Source organism: Streptomyces sp. NPDC090045, assembly GCF_044747975.1.
Classification (GTDB): Bacteria; Actinomycetota; Actinomycetes; order Streptomycetales; family Streptomycetaceae; genus Streptomyces.
The window spans coordinates 164,903-184,375 of the sequence record NZ_JBIVFA010000012.1 but is presented as its reverse complement, the minus strand read 5'-3'; the positions used below and the strand labels follow the sequence as shown (position 1 = coordinate 184,375).

Below are 19,473 nucleotides of genomic sequence, written 5' to 3'. Positions count from 1 at the left end.
CTGTTGGAGTGAAGAGCGCCGGTACACCAGTCCGGAAAGCGACTATTGAGCACATCCTTGTGGGCACGCGGCCAATGCGGCGGCGGACAAGGAGAGTTCGGTGGACAAGCACGAAGGTCGTGATGCCGGAACGATCCGGCTGGACGACCCCTGGTACGACGCGCTGGCCGTCGGCTGGGGCGAGGGCGAGGAAGCGTCCCCGCCGCGCCCGGCCCCGGGCGGCGGCCCCGCGCACGGCGCATCCGACATCTACCTCGAAGTGCAGCGCAGCGCCGCCTTTCAGGAGGTCCGCAGCCGCTACCGGAGGTTCGTCGTCCCCGCGACCGCCGGCTTCTTCCTCTGGTACGTCGCCTACGTGGTCGCCGCCACCGCCGCGCCCGGCGTGATGGCCCGGCCCGTGGTGGGCGCGGTCAACGTGGCCATGCTGGCGGGGCTCGGGCAGTTCCTCACCACCTTCCTGCTGACCTGGGCCTACGTCCGGCACGCGCGGCTGCGCCGGGACCGGGCCGCGCTCGATCTGCGCTGGACCGTCTTCGAGCAGGAGCGCGACCAGGAGCGGACCCGGGCGAGGGGGGCCGGCCGGTGACCACCGAACACCAGACCCTCGCGCTGATCCTGTTCAGCGTCTTCATCGCGGTGACCCTGGGCATCACCACCTGGGTCAGCCGGAACCGGCACGGGTCGGCCGAGGAGTTCTACGCGGGCGGGCGGTTGTTCTCCCCGATGGAGAACGGTTTCGCCATCGCCGGCGACTACATGTCCGCCGCCTCCTTCCTCGGCATCTCCGGCCTGATCGCCCTCTTCGGCTACGACGGCATGCTCTACTCCGTGGGGTTCCTCGTGGCCTGGCTGGTGGTCCTGTTCCTCGTCGCCGAACTGGTCCGCAACTGCGGGCGCTTCACCCTCGCCGACGTGGTCGCCGCGCGGATGAGCGAGCGCCCGGTGCGGATCGCGGCCGGCACCTCCTCGGTCGTCGTCTCCGTGCTCTACCTCATCGCGCAGATGGTCGGCGCGGGCAGCCTGGTCGGCCTGCTGCTCGGCAGTTCGAGCGCAACGGCCCGGACCCTGACCGTGATCGGGGTGGGCGCGCTGATGGTGGTCTACGTGTCCTTCGGCGGGATGCGGGCCACCACCTGGATCCAGATCGTCAAGGCCGTCCTGCTGATGGGCGGGGCGGTCACCCTGACCGTGCTCGTGATGCTGCGCTTCCACGGGAACTTCGACCAGCTGCTGACCAGCGCCGCCGACCGCAGCGGGCACGGGGCCAAGTTCCTCGGCCCCGGCCTCAAGTACGGCGGCGACTGGACCTCCCGCGTCGACTTCATGAGCCTCGGCCTCGCGCTGGTCCTCGGGACCGCCGGGCTGCCGCACATCCTGTCGCGCTTCTACACGGTGCCCACGGCACGTGCGGCGCGCCGGTCGGTGGTGTGGGCGATCGCGCTGATCGGCGGCTTCTACCTGATGACCATCGTGCTCGGTTTCGGGGCGGCGGCGCTGGTGGGCCCGGACGAGGTACGGGCCTCCAACGCCTCCGGGAACACGGCCGTTCCGCTGCTCGCGGCCTTCCTCGGCGGGGGCGCCGGATCCACCGGAGGGGCGGTGCTGTTCGCCTTCGTGGCCGCCATCGCCTTCGCGACCATCCTGGCCGTGGTGGCCGGCATCACCCTGGCCTCGTCGGCCTCCGTCGCACACGACCTGTACGCGTCGCTCAAGCGGCGCCGGGCCAAGCAGCGCAGCGAGGTCGCGGTGGCCCGGGTCGCGGCCGTCGGCATCGGGGCGGTGGCGATCGCCCTCGGGCTGCTCGCCCAGGACCTCAATGTGGCGTTCCTGGTGGGGCTGGCCTTCGCGGTGGCGGCCTCGGCGAACCTTCCGGTGCTGCTGTACTCGCTCTTCTGGCGCGGCTTCACCACGCGGGGGGCCGTCTGGTCGGTGTACGGGGGCCTGGTGCCGGCGGTGCTGCTGGTGCTGGTCTCGCCGGTGGTGTCGGGCAGCGCGGAATCCCTCTTCCCGGGCGTGGACTTCCAGTACTTCCCGCTGCAGAACCCGGGCATCGTCTCGATCCCGCTGGGGTTCCTGGCGGGCTGGCTGGGCACGGTCACCTCGGGCGAGGAGCCGGACGAGGCGAAGCACGCCCAGACGGAGGTCCGCTCCCTGACCGGCGCCGGAGCGGTCTGAGCGCCGTCGGGCCGGGCCCCCGTGCAGGGTCCCCGTCGGGCCGGGTCCCCGTCAGGCGGGCCTCCGTCAGGCCGGACCCTCCGACGGGAGCCAGGTGTAGCGGTGTTCCGGGCGGCCGGTCTCGCCGTAGCGCAGGGCCAGGGTCACGCGGGCGGTGCGTTCGAGCAGTTTCACGTAGCGCTGGGCGGTCTGGCGGCTGATGCCCGCGCGGTCGGCTATCTGCTGGGTGGACAAGGGGCCCTCCGCCGAGCGCAGGACCTGGCGCACCAGTTCCGCGGTGGTGGCGGAGTGGCCCTTGGGGAGTTCGTTCGCGGGTCCCGCGGCGGCGAGGGCGCCGAAGATCCGGTCGACCTCGGCCTGTTCGGCCTCGCCGCCCGTCTCCAGGGTGCGGCGCAGGGCCCCGTACGCCTCCAGCCGGGTGCGCAGCCCGGCGAAGGTGAAGGGTTTGACCAGGTACTGGAGGGCTCCGAGACGCATCGCGGCCTGCACGGTGGCGAGGTCGCGGGCGGCCGTGACCATGATCACATCGGTGTGGTGGCCGAGCTGGCGCAGGCGCCGGACCAGGTCCAGGCCGTTCTCGTCGGGGAGGTAGTGGTCCAGGAGGACCAGGTCCACGGCCTGCGAGGTGAGGAACTCCAGGGCCTCGGCCGCCGAATGGGCCTGCGCCGTGACCCGGAAACCGGGAACCTTCGCCACGTACGCCGCGTTGATCCGGGCAACACGCATGTCGTCGTCGACGACCAATACGTGGATCGGGGTCCCGTTCACCGCTTCGTTCATCGCAGGGCCTCCGGGAGTACGACGGAGAATTCCGCCCCTCCGTCCGCTGCTTCACCGGCCCGGACGTTGCCACCCTGCCGCTCCGCGAGGCGGCGTACGAGGGCGAGGCCCAGCCCGCGCTCGCGGTGGGCGCTGGGCTGCTTGGTCGACCAGCCCTCGGTGAAGATCTCCTCGCGGCGCGAAGCCGGCACCCCGGGGCCGCTGTCGCGCACCCGCAGCACGGCGGTACGGCCCTCCGCGCGCAGCTCCACCTCGACCAGGGGCGCCGTCGAACCGGCGGCGGCGTCCAGGGCGTTGTCCACCAGGTTGCCCACGATCGTGACGAGGCCGCCCGGGTCCACCAGGCGGTCGGGGAGGAGGGTGGCCGCGGCCAGCCGCAGGGGAACGCCGCGTTCGGCCGCGACGGTCGCCTTGCCCACGAGAAGGGCGGCCAGCAGCGGGTCGCGGACCTTCTCGGTGACCTGTTCGGCGGTCGTGCGGTGCACGTCGGCGACCTCGGTGACGAACTCCACCGCCTCCTCGTGCAGGCCCAGTTCCAGCAGGCCCAGGAGGGTGTGGAGGCGGTTGGCGTGCTCGTGGTCCTGGGCGCGCAGGGCATCGATGAGGCCCCGGGTGGAGTCGAGTTCGCGGCCGAGGCGTTCCAGCTCGGTACGGTCGCGCAGGGTGGCGACGGCGCCGCCGTCCTCGGTGGGCATGCGGTTGGCGACCAGGACCCGGGGGCCCTGGACGGTGAGCAGGTCGCGGCCGGTGACGCGGCCCGACAGCACGTCGGCGGTGCGGCCGGCGTCGAGTACGTCGTCCAGCGGGCGTCCCGCCAGGGTGGCGGTGGAGTCCGGGGCGAGGCCCAGCAGCCGGGCGGCCTCGTCGTTCACGAGCCGGACCCGGCCGTGGCGGTCGAGGGCGATGACTCCTTCGCGGATGGAGTGCAGCATCGCCTCGCGCTCGGCGAGCAGGCCGGAGATGTCGGAGAAGGCCAGGTCCCGGGTCTGGCGCTGGATCCGGCGGGAGAGCAGATAGGCGGCCAGGGCGCCCGCGGCCAGCGCACCGCCTGCGTAGGCGAGCAGTCCGGGGATGGCGCCGAGCAGCCGGTCACGGACGCTGTCGTAGGCGATGCCCACCGAGACGGCGCCGACGATCTCGCCGTCGGCCGCGAGGAGCGGGACCTTGCCGCGGGCGGAGCGGCCCAGGGTGCCCTCGTCGATCTCCATGACCTCGCGGCCGGCCAGCGCCGCGCTCGGGTCGGTGGAGACCGGCAGCCCGATCCGGTCGGCGCTCGGGTGCGAGCGGCGGATGCCGTCCAGGTCGAGGACGACGACGTACTCGGCCCCGGTGGCCCGGCGGATCCGCTCGGCCGAGGACTGCACGGGGCTGTCGGGCGAGGCTCCGGAGTCCAGGAGGCCGGCGGCCAGCGAGGGGTCGGCCGCGGCGCTCTGCGCGATCGCGAGGGCGCGCCGCATGGCCTGGTCGTCGAGCTGCGCGCTCAGCGGTGCCAGGAACAGTCCGGTCGCCAGGACGGCGACCCCGGCGGCGATGGCCAGCTGGGTCAGCAGGATCTGGGAGACGGCCCGTCTGGGCAGCCCGAGGCGCCGAGCGCTCATGAGGGGGAACCGCATGGGCAGCAACGGTAGGTCGGCCTCGGCACGAGCGGAACGTCTGTGCCGAGCTTGTCGGCTTCGCCACTTCTGTCGTGTTCGGGCCGTGGTGCACACCTCACCGCGGGTGAGGACGTAGAGGGAGGTTGCAGGGACGGGTGGGCCGTCAGGGCAGCGGCTGGGGCGGGCGGGGACCGTGGTACTGCCCGCTCGGCCGCATCCGCAGCGGCCGCTCCTGGTACTCCTCCAGGGCGTGCGCGATCCACCCCGCCGTACGGGCCACCGCGAAGACCGTCTCCCCGGCCTCCGCGGCCATCCCGCACGACACGGTCAGCACCGCCAGCGCCAGGTCGACATTGGCGTGCAGCCCGCCCTGCCTGGCCATCACCGCGGCCACCTCGCGCGCCGCACCCAGGGCGGGAGCGGCCTGTTCCAGCCCCTCCAACCGGGCGAACAGCGCCCGCGCACGCGGGTCCTCGCCCCGGTAGAGGCGGTGTCCGAGGCCCGGGACCCGGCGCCCGGCCCGAAGGTACTCCGCCACCACCGGCGCGGCCCCGCCCTGTTCCAGCACCTCCACGAGCATCCGGTGCGCGAGCCGTCCGGCCGCGCCGTGCAAGGGCCCTTCGAGCGCGCCGAGCCCGGCGGACACCGCCGCGTACGGATGGGCCCGCGCCGAGGCGGCCACCCGTACGGCCAGGGTCGAGGCGGCCAGGTCGTGGTCGACCAGCAGTGCCAGCGCCAGGTCCAGCACGGCCAGGGCGTCCGGGTCCGGCTCCCGGGCCGTCAGCCGCGACCACAGCTGCCGGGCGATCCGGCCGTCACCGGACCACGGGGCCGTACCCGCCTCGGGGAGCGCGCCGACCAGCGTGGGAATCAGACAGCGGGCGGATCCGAGGACCGCCTCCTCGGACAGGTCGAAGCGCAGCGGGTCCGCCACCGCGGCGGCGGCCACCGCCACCCGCAGCCGGTCGATGGGGCCGCCGTGGGCCGGCAGAGCGGCCACCGCACGCCGGGCCGCGGCCAGTGCCTCCGGGGGAGCGGTGAACCGTGCCCCGTGCACGACGTTCCCCGTCCAGAGCCACTCGGCGACCTCCTCGTAGCGGTACTCCGCGGCCAGCGCCACGGCGTCCACGCCCCGGAAGTAGTACCGGTCGGGCTCGATGAGGGTGAGCGCCGTGCGGACGGAGAGCTCTCCGCCGGGCGCCGCTGCCTCGCGCCGGCTCCGCCGGGCCAGCGCCTCCACCTCGGCCGCGTCGAAGGTGCTGCCCCGCCCGGCCGGATCGCGGCGGCTGGTGAGCTGGCCCCGGCTGACGTACGCGTACACCGTCGCCGGTTTCACGCCGAGTACCCCCGCCGCCTCCTGTGTGCTGAGCCTGCGCCCGCCGTCCGTCTGGTCGCTCATGACGGACACCCTACAGATGGATTTGAATATTGATTCAATCAACATTGACAAGGATTCAATCCATCATGGATGGTCGATTCATGAACACCACCGACAGCACCATCGAAGGACCGCGCGGCCTCGCGGGGGTCGTGGTCACCGAAACCGAGCTGGGCGACGTCCGAGGCCTCGAGGGCTTCTACCACTACCGCCAGTACTCGGCCGTCGAGCTCGCGGCCCGCCGCAGCTTCGAGGACGTCTGGCACCTGATGTTCCGCGGCGCCCTGCCCGCCGATGCCGCCGAGCGGGCCGCCTTCGCCGCCGAGACCGCCCCGCTGCGCCACCTGCCCGTGGAGGTCCGGGACGCGCTGCCGGGCCTGGCCCGGGCCACCCGGCTCTCCGGCCCGCTCGCCGGGCTGCGCACCGCACTCTCGCTGCTCGGAGCCTCCGCCGGCTTCCGCCCGGTGTACGACCTCGACCCCGCCCGCCGGGCCGCCGACGCGCTGGCCGCGTGCGCCGCCGTACCGACCCTGCTGACCGCCCTGCACCGGCTGGGGCAGGGGCTGGAGCCCGTAGAGCCGCGCGACGACCTCCCGTACGCCGCCAACTACCTCTACATGCTGACCGGCCGGGAGCCCGGCCCGACCGAGACCCGCGCGATCGAGCGGTACCTGATATCCACGGTCGACCACGGCTTCAACGCCTCGACCTTCACCGCCCGCGTGATCGCGTCCACCGGCGCCGACGTGGCCGCCTGCCTGACCGGCGCGATCGGCGCGCTCTCCGGGCCGCTCCACGGCGGCGCCCCCAGCCGTGCCCTGGACACCCTCGACGCCATCGGCAGCGTGGAGCGGATCGGGCCGTGGATCCGCGAACGGGTCCTGGCGGGCGACCGGATCATGGGCTTCGGCCACCCCGTCTACCGCACCGAGGACCCCCGCTCCCGCATGCTCCGCGAGATCGCCCTCGGGTTCGGCGGGCCCCTCGTGGACTTCGCCGTGGAGGTCGAGCGCCAGGTCGAGGAGATCCTCGCCGAGCTCAAGCCGGGCCGGGAGCTGCACACCAACGTGGAGTTCTACGCGGGCGTGGTCATGGAGCTGTGCGGGCTGCCGCGCGAGATGTTCACGCCGACCTTCTGCGCGGCCCGTGTGGTCGGCTGGAGTGCGAACGTCCTCGAACAGGCCGCCGATTCGAAGATCATCCGCCCTGCCGCCCGGTACAGCGGCCCCACGCCGCCCCAGCCCGTGCCGGTGATCGACTGATCGACCGGCGGAGGCTGGCTACGATCGACCGGGTGAACAGCAGGCAGCCCATCCCCGTCGTCGTCCTCGCCGGTTTCCTCGGATCCGGCAAGACCACCGTGCTGAACCACCTCCTCGCCGGTCGCGGGGGCACCCGGATCGGGGTCGTCGTGAACGACTTCGGATCGATCGAGATCGACGCGATGTCGGTGGCCGGCCAGCTCGGGGACTCGATGGTCTCCCTCGGCGGCGGCTGCCTCTGCTGCGCCGTCGACGGCAGCGAGCTGGACGCGTACCTGGAGAAGCTCTCCGCTCCCGTCCACCGCATCGACGTGATCGTCATCGAGGCGAGCGGGCTGGCGGAGCCCCAGGAGATGATCCGGATGCTCATGGCCAGCGAGAACCCCGCCGTCCGCTACGGCGGGCTGGTGCAGGTCGTGGACGCGGCCGAATTCGACGCGACGCGGGCCGTGCACCCCGAGACCGACCGCCACCTCGCCGTCGCGGACCTCGTGGTGCTCAACAAGACCGACCGGGTCGCCCCCGGCGAACGCGCCCGGATCGAGACGGAACTCGCCGCGCTCTGCGCCCCCGGCACCCCCGTCGTGGGCGCCGACCACGGGCGGATCGACCCGGAACTGCTCTTCGACCGGCGCCCCTGGACCGAGACCCGGGGCCAGCTCTCCTTCGAGGACCTCCTCGCGGAGGCCGACGGCCACGACCACTGCACCCACGCGCACGCGGCCTACGAGAGCACGGAGTTCGCCTGCGACCAGGCCCTCTCCCCGCGCCGGTTCATCGACTTCCTCGACCGGCGGCCGGCCGGGCTCTACCGGATCAAGGGCTTCGTGTGGTTCGGGGTCCCCGGTCACGAGGAGAAGTACGAGGTCCACGCCGTCGGCCGGTTCCTCCGCTTCGCCCCGCAGCCCTGGGGGCGGGGCGAAGCGCGCCTGACGCAGCTCGTCCTGATCGGCTCCGGCACCGACGGCGAGGGGCTGGTGCGGGAGTTGGAGGCCTGCCGAGAGGAGGCCCCGCAGAACGCGGCACCCGAGAGCATGTGGGGCGTGCTGCGGTACGTCGCCGAGCCCCGGTCCGCGGCCCACCCCGAAGCAGGGGCGGAGCCGGAGTCCGACTTCGGAGCCGAGGCCGAGGCCGACGTCGTCTGATGGGCGGACCGGGACACCGGTCCATCCGGTTCAGCCGGCGGGAACCGTCTCGCGCAGGAAGCCGATCAGCAGGTCCGTCACGGCTGCGGGCCGTTCCAGGCTGGGGAGATGGCCGGCCCAGGGCAGTTCGACGTGCCGGGTGTCGGCGAGCAGCCCCGGCAGCCGGGCCGCGATCTCCCGGAAGTCCGCCAGGTCGAGGCCGCCCGAAAGCGCGAGACCGGGTGCCTTGACCGCTGACAGGTCGATGTCCACGTTCCTGCGTCCGGCCCCCTCGGGGGCGGCCAGTTGCACCTCGAAGGCACGCCGCTGCATCGCACGGACCTCGTCCCGGACCGCTTCCCCGGCGTCCGGACCCAGGAAGGTGTCCACGTTCAGTTCCACGGCCCCCGCGATGTCACCCGCCTCGATCAGCGCGTCCTCCCGCTCGCCGAACGCGCGCAGCTCGTCGCCGGGTTCATGTCCGGGCAGCCCGGAACACAGCAGCGCCAAGGCGGAGACCCGGTCCGGACGGCGAGCGGCGATCTCGACGGCAACGCGTCCGCCGTACGAGGAGGCGATCAGCGCCGCCTGCTCGATGCCGAGGGAGTCCAGCAGCTCCAGCACGTCCTCCGCGTCGTTGTGGCGCCGGGCCGGCAACGGGCTCTGGCCGAAGCCCCGGAAGTCGCAACGCACCACCCGGTATCCGGCATCGGCCAGAGCCGACCACTGCGGATCCCACATTCGTCGGTCACAAACGGCGGAGTGCAGCAGCACCACCGCGGGGCCGTCTCCGGCTGCGTCATAGGCAAGAGTCATGCGGCAGACCCTAGGCGACCTCTACGCCGTACTCGCCCAGCAGGGCTTCCAGGCCGCCGCGGTAGCCCTTGCCGCCGATCACGAAGTCCCAGTCGCCGTTGGGCCGGCGCCGGAACGAACCGAGGACCAGGGCCGTCTCTCCGGCGCGTCCGTCGGAGACGTCGAGCCGGCCCAGTTCCTCCCCGCCGGCCGACAGCAGGCGGATGTGGGCGTCGGTGAACCCGACGAGGTCGGCGTGCGGATCGACCTCCGGATCGATGGCGGCCACCAGGACCAAGCGGTCGGCCTGCGACGGCAGGGCGTCGAAGGAGACCTCCAGCGCAGCCTTGTCGGGCATCGCGTGCTCCCGGGACCGGACCGAACCGTCCGGGGTGCGCGGGTTGTTGAAGAAGACGAAGTGGTCCTCGCTCAGCACCCGGTTGCCCGTGCAGACGAGAGCGCACACGTCGAGGGCGACCGACCCCGACCAGGACATGCCGAGCACGTTGTGGTCCGCCGGGGGAGCAGGCTCCGGCGCCGGCCGTGCCGGTCCGCCGCCGAGGCGGCCGCGCAGCCCGTACTGGTGCAGCAGTTCCACGAGCTTGTCGCCGGGAACCAACTCCAACGGCTTGCCGTTGGAGAAGGTGTACGACGTCGGCCCGAAGGACGAGGTGGTGACGAGCACCCCCTTGTTCGCCCCCTTGTCCTGGACCGTGCCGTACAAGTCCCTGACCGCCGTGGGCGGCACGGTGTTCCGGTAGCGCTTGACCTGTACCACGATCCGTCCGCCCGTGATCGGGGAAGGGTCGTTCGCCTCGATGTCCACACCGCCGTCGCCGGACCGCTGGGTGGTCACCGCCTCCATGCCCATCGCCCGGAACAGCTCCGCCACCAGGTTCTCGAAGGCGATCGGGTCCATCAGGAAGAGGTCCGGCTCGCCGTCGTCCGCGTGCCCGCCGTGGCTGACGACACCTCCGCCGACCTCGTCGGGCCGGCGCCCGGGACGCACGGCCGTCAGCTGGTCGGGCCGCGCCGACAGCTGCCCGCCCAGCCCCGAGACCAGACAGTCCACCGCGCTGACCTGCTCCAGCCGCAGCCCGGCGAATGCGCTGCGCTCCGCCGGCACGGTGGAGAGCACGAACCGCGCCTCCTGCCCCGTCACCGGATCGTGGCAGTCCACGAAGCCGTTGACCACGACCGAGTCCAGTACGCCGAACTCGTCCGCCGCGTACAGCTCGCGCACCACCAGCAGCACGCACTGCGCCAGCAGGTCCCGGTACAGGGCCCGGCGTTCCGTGACCGGGCGCGGCTTCACCTTGTCCTGGTCCGTGCTCGGCAGGTACTGCACGGCCCGGGCCTCCGGCACGACCGCGTACCCGGGAAGCTCCCAGTCCAGTACCAGCTGGCGCGCGGCGGGATCGTAGGCGGCGGCCACCTGCCGGGGCAGCGCCTCGGGCCAGGCCTTCGAGGCGTACAGGGCTGCCGAGAAGTACTCCACCGCCGCCTCGGCATCGCCCGTGCGCAGCGCGTCGGCCAGCTCGGTGAGCCCGCTGTTGTGCGACCGTACCCCGGCGAGCTGCTCCGCCGCCCATCGGTCGTACTGCTGCCGGTATGCGGCCAGTTGCTGCTGCCGCTGCGCCTCCGCGGCGTTCGCGGCCTGCCAGGCCTGCGTGTACCGGGCGTGCGCATCCCGTTCCGCCTGCGCCCGGTGGTTCGAGCCGAGGGTCCAGCCGCTGCTCTGCCGCTGGAAGTCCTCGATGCGGGGCATCGGCACCGGCTGGGCCAGGGCCCCGGGGTTGAAGGGCTCCAGCCGGTCGGGCCGGGCCAGGTCGGATATCCGGAACGCCGGTGCCCGGCAGCCCGTGGCCAACAGGCCCTTGAGGGCGGTGACCTCGGCGTCGATCTGTGCGGTGCGCCTCAGGGCCTCCGCCTCGCGGTACTGCCGGTGGCTCCGGTTCGCGTCCCGTTCGTAGGTCCGCTGCCGACGCTCGGCCTCCCGCTGCTGGATCAGCTGCGTCTGCTGCTGACGGCGCTGCGCCTCCGCCCAGTTCCCGATCAGTCCGCTGCCCGCTCGACGGCTCATCAGCTGTGTTCTCCCCCCACCGCGTCCACGGGGAAAACACTAGTCGGCATTCGGGTGGTACGTCCCCTCGGCCGCACCACCCGAATGACCGCGTACTTCCTACAGCGCGGCACCCGCCAGCGCCGCCACGGTGGCGGGCAGTGCCGTACCCGAGCCGTCCCGGCGCGGGTCCACGGCCGGCAGTTCCGCCGGAGTGCCGTTCGCCGCCGCCGCGCGGACGGGGGAGCCGCCCGCCCAGGCCAGCACCAGCACGTCCTCGCCCTTCAGGAACCGCTGGCAGCGCACGCCGCCGGTGGCCCGGCCCTTGCGCGGGTACTGGTCGAAGGGGGTCAGCTTCCCGGACAGCACCGAGTCGTCCAGCGTCCCGTGAGAGCCCGCCACGGTGAACACCACGGCGTCCCGTCCGGGGTCGACGGCCGAGAAGTGGATCACCTTGGCGTTGTCGGAGAGCTTGATGCCCGCCATACCGCCCGCCGGGCGGCCCTGCGGGCGGACCTGGCCCGCCGGGTAGCGCAGCAGCTGGGCGTCGTCGGTGATGAAGACGAGGTCCTCCTCGCCCGTGCGCAGCTCGACCGCGCCGACGATCCGGTCACCGTCCTTGAGGGTGATGACCTCCAGCTCGTCCTTGTTGGCCGGGTAGTCCGGCACGACGCGCTTGACCACGCCCTGCTCGGTGCCCAGGGCCAGGCCCTGCGAGGACTCGTCCAGCGAGGTCAGGCAGATCACCTTCTCGTCCGCCTCCAGCCCGGAGAGGAACTCCGAGACCGGGGCGCCGCCCCCCAGGTTCGGCGCGGCGTGCGTGTCCGGCAGCTGCGGCAGGTCGATCACCGACAGCCGCAGCAGCCGCCCGTACGAGGTGACCGCGCCGACGTCGGCGCGGGCGGTCGCCGCGACCTGCGAGACGATCAGGTCGTGCTTGGCGCGGGCGCCGCCCTCCTCCTCCGGCAGCGGGTCGCCGTTCGCCGTACGCGCGAGCAGGCCCGTCGAGGACAGCAGCACCCGGCACGGGTCGTCCGCGACCTCCAGCGGAACCGCCGCCACCGCGGTGCCCGCGGACTCCAGCAGCACCGTACGGCGCTCCGTGCCGAACTTCTTCGCGACCGCCGCCAGTTCCGCGGAGACCAGCTTGCGCAGCTCGCTGTCCGACTCCAGGATCCCGGTCAGCTCGTCGATCTCGCCGGTCAGCCGGTCGCGCTCGGACTCCAGCTCGATCCGGTCGAACCGGGTGAGCCGGCGCAGCGGGGTGTCCAGGATGTACTGGGTCTGGATCTCGCTCAGCGAGAACCGCTCCATCAGCCGGGACTTGGCCTGCGCGGAGTTGTCGCTGTCCCGGATGAGCCGGATGACCTCGTCGATGTCGAGGAGCGCCACCAGCAGGCCCTCGACGAGGTGCAGCCGGTCGCGGCGCTTGGTGCGGCGGAACTCGCTGCGACGCCGGACGACCTCGAAGCGGTGGTCGAGATAGACCTCCAGCAGCTCCTTGAGGCCCAGCGTCAGGGGCTGCCCGTCCACCAGCGCCACGTTGTTGATGCCGAAGGACTCCTCCATCGGCGTCAGCTTGTAGAGCTGCTCCAGCACGGCCTCCGGGTGGAAGCCGTTCTTGATCTCGATGACCAGGCGCAGGCCGTGCGAGCGGTCGGTGAGGTCCTTGACGTCGGCGATGCCCTGGAGCTTCTTCGAGCCGACCAGGTCCTTGATCTTCGCGATGACCTTCTCGGGGCCGACCGTGAAGGGCAGTTCGGTGACGACCAGGCCCTTGCGGCGCGCCGTCACGTTCTCCACGGCCACGGTCGCGCGGATCTTGAAGGTGCCGCGGCCGTTCTCGTAGGCGTCCTTGATCCCGGACAGGCCCACGATCCGGCCGCCGGTGGGCAGGTCGGGACCCGGCACGAAGCGCATCAGCGCCTCCAGGTCCGCCTGCGGGTGGCGGATCAGGTGCCGGGCGGCCGCGATGACCTCGCCGAGGTTGTGCGGCGGCATGTTGGTGGCCATGCCGACCGCGATCCCGGACGCGCCGTTGACCAGCAGGTTCGGGTAGGCGGCGGGCAGGGCGACCGGCTCCCGCTCCTGGCCGTCGTAGTTGGCGGTGAAGTCGACGGTGTCCTCGTCGATCGACTCCGTCATCAGCGACGTGGCGTCGGCCATCTTGCACTCGGTGTATCGCATGGCGGCCGGCGGGTCGTCGTTGCCGAGCGAGCCGAAGTTGCCGTGGCCGTCGACCAGCGGGAGCCGCATGGAGAAGGGCTGGGCCATGCGCACGAGGGCGTCGTAGATGGAGGCGTCGCCGTGCGGGTGGAGCTTGCCCATGACCTCGCCGACGACACGGGCGCACTTCACGTAGCCGCGGTCGGGGCGCAGCCCCATCTCGTTCATCTGGTAGACGATGCGGCGGTGCACCGGCTTCATGCCGTCCCGGGCGTCGGGCAGGGCGCGGGAGTAGATCACCGAGTACGCGTACTCGAGGAAGGAGCCCTGCATTTCGTCGACGACGTCGATGTCGAGGATCTTCTCCTCGAAATCCTCCGGCGGCGGGGTCTTCGTGCTGCGGCGGGCCATCGCTGCGCGGCTCCTTAACCAAGAATGGGGTGTGCTGGGTGTCTGGCGGGACTGCTGGGGTCTGGCTGGGTCTGGCCGGTCTTGCCGGGTCGGGCGGGTGTCCGGACGGGTATGACGCGGACCATTGTGGCCCGAGGCACCGACAACGCCGACTCCGACCCCGGGGGAGTGACCCGGGAACTTATCCGGCGGCCGACGCGCTTGCATACAGTGGCAGGTCTGACGGAAATCTCTGCATCGCGATCGAAGGGACCACATGCCCATGGGTCACACGGCCACAGCCCAGGCCGGCTCCGGCGGCCTGACAGCGACCGAGCACCGGCTGGCCAACGGCCTGCGCGTGGTGCTCTCCGAGGACCACCTGACCCCGGTCGCCGCGGTCTGCCTCTGGTACGACGTCGGCTCGCGCCACGAAGTCAAGGGGCGTACCGGTCTTGCTCACCTCTTCGAGCACCTGATGTTCCAGGGTTCGGCGAGCGTTCCGGGCAACGGGCACTTCGAGCTCGTCCAGGGGGCCGGCGGCTCTCTCAACGGCACCACCAGCTTCGAGCGCACCAACTACTTCGAGACGATGCCGACCCACCAGCTGGAGCTCGCGCTCTGGCTGGAGGCGGACCGGATGGGGTCCCTGCTGGCCGCCCTGGACGACGAGTCCATGGAGAACCAGCGCGACGTCGTCAAGAACGAGCGCCGCCAGCGGTACGACAACGTCCCGTACGGCACGGCCTTCGAGAAGCTGACCGCCCTGGCGTACCCCGAGGGCCACCCGTACCACCACACCCCGATCGGCTCCATGGCCGACCTGGACGCCGCGTCCCTGGAGGACGCGCGCACCTTCTTCCGTACGTACTACGCGCCCAACAACGCGGTGCTCTCGGTCGTCGGGGACATCGACCCCGAGCAGACCCTCGCCTGGGTCGAGAAGTACTTCGGCACCATCCCCGCGCACGACGGCAAGCAGCCGCCCCGCGACGGCTCGCTGCCCGACGTCATCGGGGAGCAGCTGCGCGAGGAGATCGTCGAGGAGGTCCCGGCCCGCGCGCTGATGGCCGCCTACCGGCTGCCGCACGACGGCACCCGCGAGTGCGACGCCGCCGACGTGGCGCTGACGATCCTGGGCGGCGGCGAGTCCTCGCTGCTGCACAACCGGCTGGTACGCCGCGACCAGACGGCCGTCGCCGCCGGCTTCGGCATGCTGCGCCTGGCCGGCGCGCCCTCGCTGGGCTGGCTGGACGTCAAGACCTCCAGCGGCGTCGAGATCCCCGCCATCGAGGCGGCCGTGGACGAGGAGCTCGCGCGGTTCGCCGCCGAGGGCCCGACGGCCGAGGAGATGGAGCGCGCCCAGGCGCAGCTGGAGCGCGAATGGCTGGACCGGCTGAGCACGGTCGCCGGCCGCGCCGACGAACTGTGCCGCTTCGCGGTGCTCTTCGGCGACCCGCAGCTGGCGCTGACCGCCGTCCAGCGCGTCCTCGACATCACCGCCGAGGAGGTGCAGGCCGTGGCCGCGGCCCGACTGCGCCCGGACAACCGCGCGGTGCTCGTCTACGAGCCGATCGCGGCAGACGACGACGAGAACGACGAGTCCGACGAGAACGAGGGGGCGGAGCAGTGAGCGACACCGCAGCCGTCACGATGACCTTCCACCCGCGCCCGCAGGCCGGCGAGCCGCAGCCGTGGGCCTTCCCGGCCCCCGACCGCGGGGTGCTGTCCAACGGGCTGACCCTGCTGCGCTGCCACCGGCCGGGCCAGCAGGTGATCGCGGTCGAGGTCAACCTCGCCGCCCCGCTCGACGCCGAGCCCGAGGGCCTGGACGGCGTGGCGACCATCATGGCGCGCGCGCTCTCCGAGGGCACCGACAAGCACTCCGCCGAGGAGTTCGCGGCCGAGCTGGAGCGCTGCGGCGCCACCCTCGACGCGCACGCCGACCACCCGGGCATCCGGGTCTCCCTGGAGGTCCCGGCCTCCCGGCTGGCCAAGGCGCTGAGCCTGCTCGCCGAGGCGCTCCGCGCCCCCGCCTTCGCCGACGCCGAGGTGGACCGCCTGGTGCGCAACCGGCTCGACGAGATCCCGCACGAGTTGGCCAACCCCCAGCGCCGCGCCGCCAAGCAGCTCTCCAAGGAACTGTTCCCGGCGTCCCTGCGGATGTCCCGGCCGCGCCAGGGCACCGAGGAGACCGTCGCCCGGATCGACTCCGGCGCCGTACGCGCCTTCTACGAGGCCCACGTACGCCCCGCCACCGCCACCGCGGTGGTCGTCGGCGACCTGACCGGCATCGACCTGGACGCCGTGCTGGCGGACACCCTGGGCGCGTGGACGGGCAACACCGCCGCGGCCCTTCCGGTGCCGCCGGTGACCGCGGACGACACCGGCCGCGTGGTCATCGTGGACCGGCCCGGCGCGGTCCAGACACAGCTGCTGATCGGCCGGACCGGGCCGGACCGCCACGACCAGGTCTGGGCGGCCCAGGTGCTGGGCACGTACTGCCTGGGCGGCACCCTCACCTCCCGCCTGGACAAGGTGCTGCGCGAGGAGAAGGGGTACACCTACGGCGTGCGCGCCTTCGGCCAGGTGCTGCGCTCCACCGCCGACGGCAAGGGCGCCTCGATGCTCGCCATCAGCGGCTCGGTGGACACCCCGAACACCGGACCGGCGCTGGAGGACCTCTGGAAGGTGCTGCGCACCCTCGCGGAGGGCGGTCTGACCGACGCCGAACGCGACGTGGCCGTACAGAACCTGGTGGGCGTGGCCCCGCTGAAGTTCGAGACGGCGGCCTCGGTCGCGGGCACCCTCGCCGACCAGGTCGAGCAGGAGCTGCCGGACGACTACCAGGCGCAGTTGTACGCGCGGCTGGCTGAAACCGGCACCGTGGAGGCGACCACGGCGGTCGTGAAGGCCTTCCCGGCGGACCGCCTGGTCACGATCCTGGTGGGCGACGCGGCGGTGATCGAGGAGCCGGTGCGCGCCCTCGGGATCGGTGAGGTCACGGTCGTCACCAACTGACCTGTCGGTGACGGCCGGCTGACGGTCGACCGACGGATCGCGCAGGGGCTCTGGCGGGCGCAACCGCCGGAGCCCCTTTTGTCCGTTTGGCGGCTAGGTTGCTCGTATGGGGTGTGGCGTACGCAACAAAAAGGCGCGTCTGTTTGGCGATTGACTGATGATCCGCCTAGCGTCGGCCCTGCTGTCCGTCAGTTGTGCCCGCCGCATCCGCGGCACCGGACAGCGATCGCCGAGTCCCCGTCAGGCGCGAGCCTGGGGAGCCGGGGACCCACATGAGTCCCTGGGGTGAATCGGACCCCCTCGCAAGAGGAGGCCCGTAGGAGACCTTCCTGCTCCGAACCCGTCAGCTAACCCGGTAGGCGAGAAGGAAGGAAAGGATCAAACCCTTCATGGCGTTTGGCAGTCGTCCCGCTGGTACCGGTAAGCACCGTGGCTCCAGCCGTCTGAGCAAGAAGACCGCCGGTTACGCCGGTATCGCCGCGATCGCCACCACGGGTGTCGTCGGCTCCCTCGCCGCCCCGGCCTTCGCCGCGGACAACCACAGCAGCTCCGCCCCGGAGAACGGGCTGGGTGCCGTGGTCGTCGCCGAGGACCTCGCGGGTGACATCGCCGAGCAGGCCGATTCCCAGCACCGCGCCGCCGAGCACGCCGCCGCCAAGGCGCAGGCGGAGGCGGAGGCCAAGCAGAAGGCCGCCGAGTCCAAGCGCCTCGCCGAGGCCAAGGCGAAGGCCGAGCGCGACGCCGCCGAGCGTGCGGCCCGCGAGGAGGAGCGCAAGCGCCTCAACACCTTCGTCGCCCCGGTCGACGGCTCGTACGTCAGCACGCAGTACCACGCGGGCGGCGGCATGTGGTCTTCCGGCAGCCACACCGGCATCGACTTCCACGCCTCCTCCGGCACCTCGGTCCACGCGGTGGGCGTCGGCACCGTCGTCGAGGCCGGCTGGGGCGGCGCCTACGGCAACAACGTCGTCATCAAGCACAACGACGGTACGTTCACCCAGTACGGGCACCTGGCCTCGCTGAACGTCTCCGTCGGCGAGCAGGTCACCCCGGGCCAGCAGATCGGCCTGTCGGGCTCCACCGGCAACTCCAGCGGCCCGCACCTGCACTTCGAGGCCCGCACGGGCTCGCAGTACGGCTCGGACATCGACCCGGTCGCGTACCTGCGCTCGCACGGCGTCAGCCTCTGACCCCGTTCCGCACCGCTTCACCGAAGGCCCCGGCTCCCCGAGCCGGGGCCTTCGTGTTGCGTCTCTGTGCAAATGTTTCGCATTTCCGGCCGCTCTCGGAAATTATCGTGTGTTGCAATAGAGTTGCAGCGCGCGCATGTGCGTGCAATCAGGCTGGCGGTCGGAAATAGGCGGAGGTTCGGTCTTGCGTATTCCTGCGCACGCGGTATGCACAGCAATCCGCGACGACATCGTCTCCGGAGTGTTCGAGCCGGGGGGCCGGCTGACCGAGGAGGTGCTGGCCCGCCGGTACGGAGTCTCGCGGGTCCCGGTCCGCGAGGCGCTGCGGACCCTGGAGTCCGAGGGCTTCGTGACCACGCGGCGCCATGCGGGGGCCTGCGTGGCCGAACCGACCGAGCAGGAGGCCACGGACCTCCTGGAGGTGCGGATGCTCCTGGAGCCGCTGGCGGCCGCCCGGGCCGCCCGGCGGCGCACCGAGGCGCACCTCAAGGTGCTGCGCGGGCTGGTCAGGCTGGGGCAGGAGCGGGCCAGGCGGGGGCAGGGGGAGGACCTGCGGTCCCTGGGCGGCTGGTTCCACGAGACGCTCGCGCAGGCCTCCGGCAGCCCCGGGCTGGTCGCCATGCTCACGCAGATGCGGCACAAGGTGGCGTGGATGTACGTGGTGGAGGCGCCGGTGCGGCCCGTGGAGTCCTGGGCGGAGCACGGCGCGATAGTGGACGCGGTGGCCCGCGGGGACGCGGAGCGGGCGCGGGCGCTGACCGTGCTCCACGCCGACCGGGCCGCGGGGGCGCACCGGCTGCGGCTCCGTCCGGCGGTGAGCACTTCGCAACGTGCCGTAAACATGTCGAGCGGCCGGCATTAACAGGAGCCGTATACAAAGGGTGGTGTCGGGCACTGCCGCCGGAATTCACGGCCGGTGTTAATTCGCCGTGGGAGTGGTGCGGGCACGCCGCGGCCGGAATTGATTTCCGGCCTGCCGAATTTCCTGGTGACCTGAATTCCGGTGCGGCCCGCGGTGTGCGGAAGACCGGCTTTCCGTCGATCCGGCGCCCGGTGGGGCGCCCCGGCCTCCGGCGGGCGCCGCCGCCCGCGGGCCCCGAGACGACAAACGCCGAAGCCGCGGCCCCCTGGCGATCGGGGGCCGCGGCTTCGGCGCGGTACCGCGCGGGTCGAACCCGAAGGGTCAGACGGTCTCGGGGAGCTCCTCGAGGCCCTCGGCGACCAGCTTCGCGAGGCGGTCCAGTGCGGCTTCCGCACCCTCGGCCTCGGAGGCGAGGACGATCTCCTCGCCGCCCTGGGCGCCCAGGCCCAGAACCGCCAGCATGGAGGCGGCGTTGACGGGGTCGCCGCCGGACTTCGCGATGGTCACCGGGACGCCGGAAGCGGTCGTCGCACGGACGAAGATCGAGGCGGGACGAGCGTGCAGGCCCTCGGCCCAGCCGACGTTGACGCGGCGCTCTGCCATGGTGATGCCCTTCAGGTTCTTACGGTTGTCTAGACCAGTCTCTCACGACGCCCCGAATGCTCCGACCGAC

At 72.3% G+C, this 19,473-nt stretch carries 15 protein-coding genes and 1 riboswitch; of the genes, 8 read left to right on the top strand and 7 right to left on the bottom strand.

What is annotated here, in order from left to right; translation table 11 throughout:
* Window positions 1-100: 100 nt before the first annotated feature.
* Window positions 101-586 (top strand): DUF485 domain-containing protein, encoded by a 486-nt coding sequence (locus tag ACIPYQ_RS28720; protein WP_401256584.1) that lies wholly within the window; start codon window positions 101-103, stop codon window positions 584-586.
* Entirely contained in the window at window positions 583-2,175 is a 1,593-nt protein-coding gene (locus tag ACIPYQ_RS28715; RefSeq protein WP_362236498.1) for a cation acetate symporter, read from the top strand. Before ACIPYQ_RS28720 ends, ACIPYQ_RS28715 begins: the two co-directional genes overlap by 4 nt.
* Before the next feature lie 66 nt (window positions 2,176-2,241).
* Here ACIPYQ_RS28715 and ACIPYQ_RS28710 read toward each other — a convergent pair whose 3' ends face one another.
* The 3 genes from ACIPYQ_RS28710 to ACIPYQ_RS28700 form a co-directional block, all read right to left on the bottom strand.
* Window positions 2,242-2,955 (bottom strand): response regulator, encoded by a 714-nt coding sequence (locus ACIPYQ_RS28710; protein WP_401256581.1) that lies wholly within the window; start codon window positions 2,953-2,955, stop codon window positions 2,242-2,244.
* Window positions 2,952-4,553, bottom strand: coding sequence for an ATP-binding protein (locus ACIPYQ_RS28705; protein WP_401256580.1), 1,602 nt, complete (start codon window positions 4,551-4,553; stop codon window positions 2,952-2,954). The genes ACIPYQ_RS28710 and ACIPYQ_RS28705 overlap by 4 nt, the downstream gene beginning before the upstream one ends.
* Before the next feature lie 160 nt (window positions 4,554-4,713).
* Window positions 4,714-5,949: a citrate/2-methylcitrate synthase gene (locus ACIPYQ_RS28700; protein WP_401256578.1), complete on the bottom strand. Its 1,236-nt coding sequence runs from the start codon at window positions 5,947-5,949 to the stop codon at window positions 4,714-4,716.
* A gap of 80 nt (window positions 5,950-6,029) precedes the next feature.
* Here ACIPYQ_RS28700 and ACIPYQ_RS28695 point away from each other — a divergent pair, with 80 nt between their 5' ends.
* Together ACIPYQ_RS28695 and ACIPYQ_RS28690 are read left to right on the top strand one after the other, a co-directional pair.
* Window positions 6,030-7,190, top strand: coding sequence for a citrate synthase (locus tag ACIPYQ_RS28695; protein WP_401256576.1), 1,161 nt, complete (start codon window positions 6,030-6,032; stop codon window positions 7,188-7,190).
* Window positions 7,191-7,222: 32 nt separating this feature from the next.
* Complete coding sequence (locus ACIPYQ_RS28690) at window positions 7,223-8,335, top strand: CobW family GTP-binding protein (RefSeq protein ID WP_401256574.1); 1,113 nt, start codon at window positions 7,223-7,225, stop codon at window positions 8,333-8,335.
* A 30-nt stretch (window positions 8,336-8,365) separates the two neighbouring features.
* On the opposite strand, the gene ACIPYQ_RS28685 is transcribed toward ACIPYQ_RS28690, so the two are convergent.
* From ACIPYQ_RS28685 to ACIPYQ_RS28675, 3 genes are all read right to left on the bottom strand, one after another.
* Window positions 8,366-9,130 (bottom strand): alpha/beta fold hydrolase, encoded by a 765-nt coding sequence (locus tag ACIPYQ_RS28685; protein ID WP_401256572.1) that lies wholly within the window; start codon window positions 9,128-9,130, stop codon window positions 8,366-8,368.
* 10 nt (window positions 9,131-9,140) lie between these two features.
* Window positions 9,141-11,192: a restriction endonuclease gene (locus ACIPYQ_RS28680; RefSeq protein WP_401256570.1), complete on the bottom strand. Its 2,052-nt coding sequence runs from the start codon at window positions 11,190-11,192 to the stop codon at window positions 9,141-9,143.
* 99 nt (window positions 11,193-11,291) lie between these two features.
* Window positions 11,292-13,748: a DNA topoisomerase (ATP-hydrolyzing) subunit A gene (locus ACIPYQ_RS28675; protein ID WP_401256568.1), complete on the bottom strand. Its 2,457-nt coding sequence runs from the start codon at window positions 13,746-13,748 to the stop codon at window positions 11,292-11,294.
* 262 nt (window positions 13,749-14,010) lie between these two features.
* Between ACIPYQ_RS28675 and ACIPYQ_RS28670 the strand changes: the two genes are divergently transcribed.
* The 4 genes from ACIPYQ_RS28670 to ACIPYQ_RS28655 all read left to right on the top strand — a co-directional run bounded on the left by ACIPYQ_RS28670 (window position 14,011) and on the right by ACIPYQ_RS28655 (window position 18,800).
* On the top strand, window positions 14,011-15,360 hold the full coding sequence (locus ACIPYQ_RS28670) for a pitrilysin family protein (RefSeq protein WP_361762468.1): 1,350 nt from the start codon (window positions 14,011-14,013) through the stop codon (window positions 15,358-15,360).
* Between the two features lie 20 nt (window positions 15,361-15,380).
* On the top strand, window positions 15,381-16,748 hold the full coding sequence (locus tag ACIPYQ_RS28665) for a M16 family metallopeptidase (RefSeq protein WP_401256702.1): 1,368 nt from the start codon (window positions 15,381-15,383) through the stop codon (window positions 16,746-16,748).
* 217 nt (window positions 16,749-16,965) lie between these two features.
* Window positions 16,966-17,125: riboswitch (cyclic di-AMP (ydaO/yuaA leader) on the top strand.
* Window positions 17,126-17,137: 12 nt separating this feature from the next.
* A complete protein-coding gene (locus ACIPYQ_RS28660; protein WP_401256566.1) occupies window positions 17,138-17,938 on the top strand; it encodes a M23 family metallopeptidase in 801 nt (266 codons plus the stop codon).
* 184 nt (window positions 17,939-18,122) lie between these two features.
* Entirely contained in the window at window positions 18,123-18,800 is a 678-nt protein-coding gene (locus tag ACIPYQ_RS28655) for a GntR family transcriptional regulator (protein WP_361762462.1), read from the top strand.
* Window positions 18,801-19,121: 321 nt separating this feature from the next.
* Here the strand turns inward: ACIPYQ_RS28655 and ACIPYQ_RS28650 are convergent, their stop codons facing one another.
* Window positions 19,122-19,403 carry an HPr family phosphocarrier protein gene (locus ACIPYQ_RS28650; RefSeq protein WP_030026990.1) on the bottom strand — a complete coding sequence of 94 codons (282 nt, stop codon included), beginning with the start codon at window positions 19,401-19,403 and terminating at the stop codon, window positions 19,122-19,124.
* Window positions 19,404-19,473: the final 70 nt, after the last annotated feature.